The following is a 5,857-nucleotide window of genomic DNA, read 5'->3' on the forward strand; positions in this document are numbered from 1 at the left end:
TACTATTCCCTATGCCAAAAAGCAAAAATCATGCCCACAATAAAACCACCCAGGTGCGCCCAATAAGCAACTCCCCCGGTTTCTACACTCATGTTAGCTGCTGTTTGTAGACTAGCAAAACCAGAAATCAGATTTTGGATAAAGAAAATCCCAATAATTACCAATGCAGGAACATTAATTGTAGTGATAAAAAAACCTAAAAAGATTAAAGTGGTAATTCTGGCGCTAGGAAACCAGATTAAATATGCACCTAAAACACCAGAAATAGCTCCACTTGCTCCCAAGGAAGGAATAATAGAGTTGATACCAATAAACCATTGACATAAAGCCGCCAATGCACCACAAGTTAAATAAAAAAATAGATATTTTAAATGTCCTAAACGGTCTTCAATATTATTACCAAAAACCCAAAGATAGATCATATTTGATATTAAGTGCCACCAACCTCCATGTAAAAATTGAGAAGTAAATAAGGTTGTCCATTCACCACTCCAGTTAGTAGTTAATTGTTCAGGTACAACAGCATACAATTGGAAGAACTGTTCTAGTTGTGTATTTGATAAACTTACTTCATGGAGAAATACTACAACATTCATTCCTATTAACCCATAGGTAAAATATGGGGTAATTCGGGTCGGATTTTCATCATAGAGGGGAAACACAAATTTTGTTCCTAATAATTAACTAATAGCACTATAACGCTTAATTAGAGGGAATAGGAAACAGGTAACAGGGAACAGAACAGTAGGGTGTGTTAGTTCCAGCGTCACCCCCGGGCATATAAGGTACGTTACTAATGACCAATGTTACAAAATACTTGCTGATTCATAGAGTCTACGGATAATAGATGTAATTTTAGTTCCATAATCCAAATCTGCGGACCAACGTCCTGATAATTGATTAATTGAGGGAGCAACACCCCTGGTAACAAAGCGAAATCTAGGATCTACCTGTTCCTGTACCAAAGGTTCTAAACTGGCATAAGCTTTTAAATGTTGAATATGCGCTCTGACACCAATCCTCGCACTAGGAAATGATGCTCCTTGAGACCCACCACTAGCTGCACCTAAACCGGCAAAGTTATTTTGCTGGGGTTTAATATCAGTACCAAAGCGTAAAAATCCAGTTTCTAAACACATTTGACAAAAAGCAATATCATAATTTACTCCCTCAATATTTGCTTCTTCTCGATATAGTTTAGGAAGATCAGGAAACTGGATCAGAGCATTTTGATTATTGTTTTTGAGAAAAAGTTGTAGCTGTAATTCTGATGTATTACCATTGGAGATAATTTGATTAATTTGTGCTAGACAAATGGATGAAATTGAGCGTAATTTCACAACACATTTAGCACTATCCCAATCAACAGCAACATGAGACTCTCGCAGTTCAATTGCTTTGACGTAAACTATTTGACGATAGGTAATCCGGCGCAAATTAGGGACTTTTGAAAGATCAACCCGTAAACGATCTACTAAATCAATGGGAATATAAGAATTACCATTAATTAATAATCCTTGTTCCGAGTAATTTTGTCCATTAATATTGATATCTATATTAGTATAATCAGTTTGAGGAGTTGCTTGTTTAGGATCATTGACCTGATTCCAAGCAGCCAATCCCTCAGCAATTCCCACAGCAAAATCACGACGACGATTTTGTAACAAAGCGCGGTCTTCAGGACTGCTTAAAAAACCAACCTGTAGTAATAAAGCTGGAATTGTAGTTTGACGACAAAACTGTAATTTACCCAAGCCGCTATCTGTATCTGGTTTAACTCCGCGACTCGGTAATTGAGGGACACGGCCTAAAAGTCTCTTCAATAACAGTTCTGCATTTTGTTGACGTTGCTGATTTTTGGCAATATAGAATACACTTGCGCCCCGGACAGAGGGACTACTAGCAGCATTAGCTTGAATTTCTACGGACACATCCTTAACATTAGCGCGGGCATTAATCCAAAGAATGGTTTTAGCCGCGCTTAAATCATCAGGAACGGCTAAAACCTCTAAATTACGGCTGCGGAGTTCCGTCACCACTAAATCCCGCAAGAGAATCATTTCCTTTGCTTCCGTCGTCCCACCAGCGATCGCTCCGGGATCATTTTTACCGGATTCCATGCCACCATGGGCAGCAGAAATAAAAATACGTCCCATTTTTCCTATTTCCGTTATTAAGTCCCAGCAATTGCTATTTTACCCCATATTGCGGTAGGTTTTAATAGTCTTACCTCTTGCCTCTTCCGCAATAGACATCTGGTGAAAAATATTGTAGAGACGTTCCATGGAACGTCTCTACAAGGGTTGTAAGTCACGCACATTTAATTCTCGGAGATGTCTAATTACTTTCGCCGCTCATGTAATTTCCGATACACATCTCTCAAATCAACTTGATGATATGCCAAAGCTACCAGAGTATGATAAAATAAATCCGCGACTTCACCAGCGATCGCATCACTATCATTATCTTTACAAGCCATAACCACCTCCGCGCTTTCCTCACCAATCTTTTTCAAAATCTTATTATCACCACCTGCCAATAATTTACAGGTATAAGAAGTTTCATTAGGATCATCCCGGCGATCGCAGATGACAGCAAACAATTGTGATAAACTATCCCCTGGTGGTGGTGTCACCGTCCCACCAACCTGGTGAAAACAACTACGCTCCCCCGTATGACAAGCAACATCACCCAATTGCTCCACAACCACCAACAGAGCATCACTATCGCAATCATAACGAATACTTTGCACCTTTTGAATATGGCCAGAAGTTGCCCCTTTGTGCCAAAATTCCTGACGGGAACGACTCCAAAACCAAGTTTCCCCAGTTTCTAAAGTCTTTTGTAAAGATTCTTGATTCATCCAAGCCATCATTAGTACCGTACCATCTAGATAATCTTGGATAATAGCCGGAACTAAACCCTTGTCATCATAGCGAATTTTGTCCACAGGGATAGCAGATGAGAGTAATAACAGTTGGGGAGAGGACATAGCAGTTAATTTAGAATAATCTTTGACCTAACATAGCATTTTCGGTTAATTCTAGATCATAGAAATTCTGAGTAACTTTTCGACCTATCCTAAGATAGAGCATAAATTATTTATTTCCCCAGTTTAGGGAGGAAACCTTGGTAAATACCTCAATTAAAACCACAAAATCACAAGAAATCTTTGCTGCTGCTCAAAAACTTATGCCCGGAGGGGTTAGTTCTCCCGTGCGTGCGTTTAAATCCGTAGGTGGACAACCAATAGTATTTGATCGTGTTAATGGCGCATATATTTGGGATGTAGACGGTAACAAATACATTGACTATGTTGGTACTTGGGGACCAGCCATTTGTGGTCATGCTCACCCGGAAGTCATTTCCGCACTACACACAGCCCTAGACAAAGGGACCAGTTTTGGCGCTCCCTGCGTCCTAGAAAACATTTTAGCGGAAATGGTCATTGACGCTGTTCCTAGCGTGGAAATGGTCAGATTTGTCAACTCTGGTACAGAAGCTTGTATGGCTGTATTACGGCTCATGCGAGCCTTCACTAACAGAGAAAAAGTAATCAAGTTTGAAGGCTGTTATCACGGACACGCTGATATGTTCTTGGTCAAAGCCGGTTCTGGAGTCGCTACTCTGGGTTTACCTGATTCACCCGGAGTACCCAAAGCTACCACAGCCAGCACTTTAACCGCCCCTTTCAATGATTTAGAAGCGGTAAAAGCCCTATTTGAACAAAACCCTGGGGAAATCGCTGGTATCATTCTTGAACCCATAGTTGGTAACGCCGGTTTTATTACCCCTGATGCTGGGTTCTTAGAAGGACTCAGGGAACTTACCCATGAATATGGTGCATTATTAGTATTTGATGAAGTCATGACAGGCTTTCGGATTGCTTACGGTGGCGCTCAGGAAAAATTTAGTATTACTCCCGACTTAACAACTTTAGGTAAAGTCATTGGTGGCGGTTTACCAGTGGGCGCGTACGGTGGTCGCCGCGAAATCATGTCTATGATTGCTCCCGCAGGTCCAGTGTATCAAGCAGGAACTCTTTCTGGTAATCCTTTAGCTATGACAGCGGGGATTAAAACCCTAGAATTACTCAGCAAACCGGGTACTTATCAATACTTGGAACAGATTACTAAACAGTTAGCTGATGGATTGTTAAAAATCTGTGCTGATACGGGTCATGCTGCTTGTGGTGGTAATATTAGCGCGATGTTTGGGTTGTTTTTCACCTCTGGACCAGTTCATAATTATGAAGACGCTAAAAAGGCTGATACAGCGAAATTTGGTCGTTTTCATCGCGGAATGTTAGAACATGGTATTTACCTAGCACCGTCTCAATTTGAAGCTGGTTTCACTTCCTTAGCACACACTAAAGAAGATATTGAACAGACTTTAGCGGCTGCGAAAGATGTCCTATCTAGTCTGTAACATCTTTATTTAAGTAATATCAACTGTCCCCGACTTCTTGTATCAAATAAAAAAGAAGTCGGGGATCTGGAATTTGTGGTGTTTACCCTTCTATGATTTTAATTTCCTCTGGTGTTAACTCATAAAGTTGATAAACTAGTTGATCTATTTCTGTTTCTAATGCGGTTGTATCTGCTTTTGGATCTGATTTTTTAGCAGTGAGAATTTGATCAACAAGGGAAGTAATAACTTCCCCTTCTTTTGGATTTGCTTGAGAAATTGGGATTTGTCCAAAGTATTTCCAAATTAATTGAAATCCATTTTGAATAGCGGTACAGTATTTTGAAATTAGCCACCAACCCATTTTTGAATTAAGAATAGCTAATAAAATCTTATCTGCTTTGGAAATAATCCACATAGAATTATTACAGTATAGTCCTTGTTCATCATAAATAAAACATGATTTTGTCTGAAATATTTGATACATTATTTTAGGTTTTTCAAATTCTTGATAATAATCACAGGCTCTCAACTCCCACCAGTAATCACCTTTATCCGTTCTTTTTTCTGCTTTATCTTTAAATAGACTTAAATAATTAGAAACTGCTGAATAATTTTCGGAAAACCATATCCAAGGATCTTGATTTTCTCTAAATGAATTGGTAAGGCCTTTTTCAATTTTTATTAAATAATTTTCCACTTCAGGAATTATATAAGGTTTTATATTACGACCTAAAATAAATGAGCGAATTATTTCTGAATTTCGACTATCTTTGCTGATTATTTCTTTACAAGTTTCATTACTAATGACAAATGCTTCTGTTAAACCTGTTAAGATTCCACGAAATGATTTATTATCAATATATTCAGCGAGTGAAACACAGTTACTTTTAATTCTTGATAGTAATTTCTGATCACTATCAGAAGAAATTACCCAAATTTCATCATTTAAGGTTTCAACTGTTATTTGATTAGAAATACTTTTTATATATGCTGTAAATCCATTATTATAATTAAGTGTTTTCACAGCAGCAGAAATAAAATTATTATTAATATTTGTCTGTTTTGAAGCATTCAGAATGCAAAGATAAGTAGTTGCTTCTTCAAATATTTGAATATCACCAAAATCAATAATCCCTTGTAATTGATTTTCTAAAATATAGGTTTTTAAAGCTTTTCCATAACCCGCTTGCATCCATTTATTAGGCATTATATAACAAAATTGACCTTTAGTTTTAAGAATTTTAAATCCCCTTTCCACGAAAAATACATACAAGTCAGCAGTTCCCGAATAGGTAATAAAATTTGTCTGCAAAATTGGTTTTAATTTTTTAATTTCTTCCTGTCTAATATAAGGAGGATTTCCAATAACCACATCAAAACCAATAAAAACACCATCATTATTTAACACTTCAGGAAATTCAAAACGCCATTCTAAAGCATTTTCATA

5 protein-coding genes are annotated in these 5,857 nt (G+C 37.7%); 1 reads left to right on the plus strand and 4 read right to left on the minus strand.

The features are described 5' to 3' along the window. Window positions 1–2: 2 nt before the first annotated feature. The 3 genes from ACIR131C_RS0120030 to hisIE form a co-directional block, all read right to left on the minus strand. Window positions 3–662: a rhomboid family intramembrane serine protease gene (locus ACIR131C_RS0120030; protein ID WP_028091595.1), complete on the minus strand. Its 660-nt coding sequence runs from the start codon at window positions 660–662 to the stop codon at window positions 3–5. Between the two features lie 144 nt (window positions 663–806). After that, complete coding sequence (gene tftA / locus ACIR131C_RS0120035; protein ID WP_028091596.1) at window positions 807–2,156, minus strand: hormogonium tapered terminus morphoprotein TftA; 1,350 nt, start codon at window positions 2,154–2,156, stop codon at window positions 807–809. A gap of 185 nt (window positions 2,157–2,341) precedes the next feature. Continuing rightward, entirely contained in the window at window positions 2,342–2,992 is a 651-nt protein-coding gene (gene hisIE, locus ACIR131C_RS0120040; RefSeq protein WP_028091597.1) for a bifunctional phosphoribosyl-AMP cyclohydrolase/phosphoribosyl-ATP diphosphatase HisIE, read from the minus strand. 137 nt (window positions 2,993–3,129) lie between these two features. On the opposite strand from hisIE, the gene hemL reads away from it, so the two are divergent. After that, window positions 3,130–4,428: a glutamate-1-semialdehyde 2,1-aminomutase gene (gene hemL, locus ACIR131C_RS0120045; RefSeq protein WP_028091598.1), complete on the plus strand. Its 1,299-nt coding sequence runs from the start codon at window positions 3,130–3,132 to the stop codon at window positions 4,426–4,428. 82 nt (window positions 4,429–4,510) lie between these two features. On the opposite strand, the gene ACIR131C_RS24075 is transcribed toward hemL, so the two are convergent. Then, window positions 4,511–5,857: Eco57I restriction-modification methylase domain-containing protein (locus ACIR131C_RS24075; protein ID WP_035372626.1), on the minus strand; the 1,347-nt coding region annotated here is incomplete at its 5' end.

The sequence above is a fragment of the Dolichospermum circinale AWQC131C genome (genome assembly GCF_000426905.1).
Classification (GTDB): domain Bacteria; phylum Cyanobacteriota; class Cyanobacteriia; order Cyanobacteriales; family Nostocaceae; genus Dolichospermum; species Dolichospermum circinale.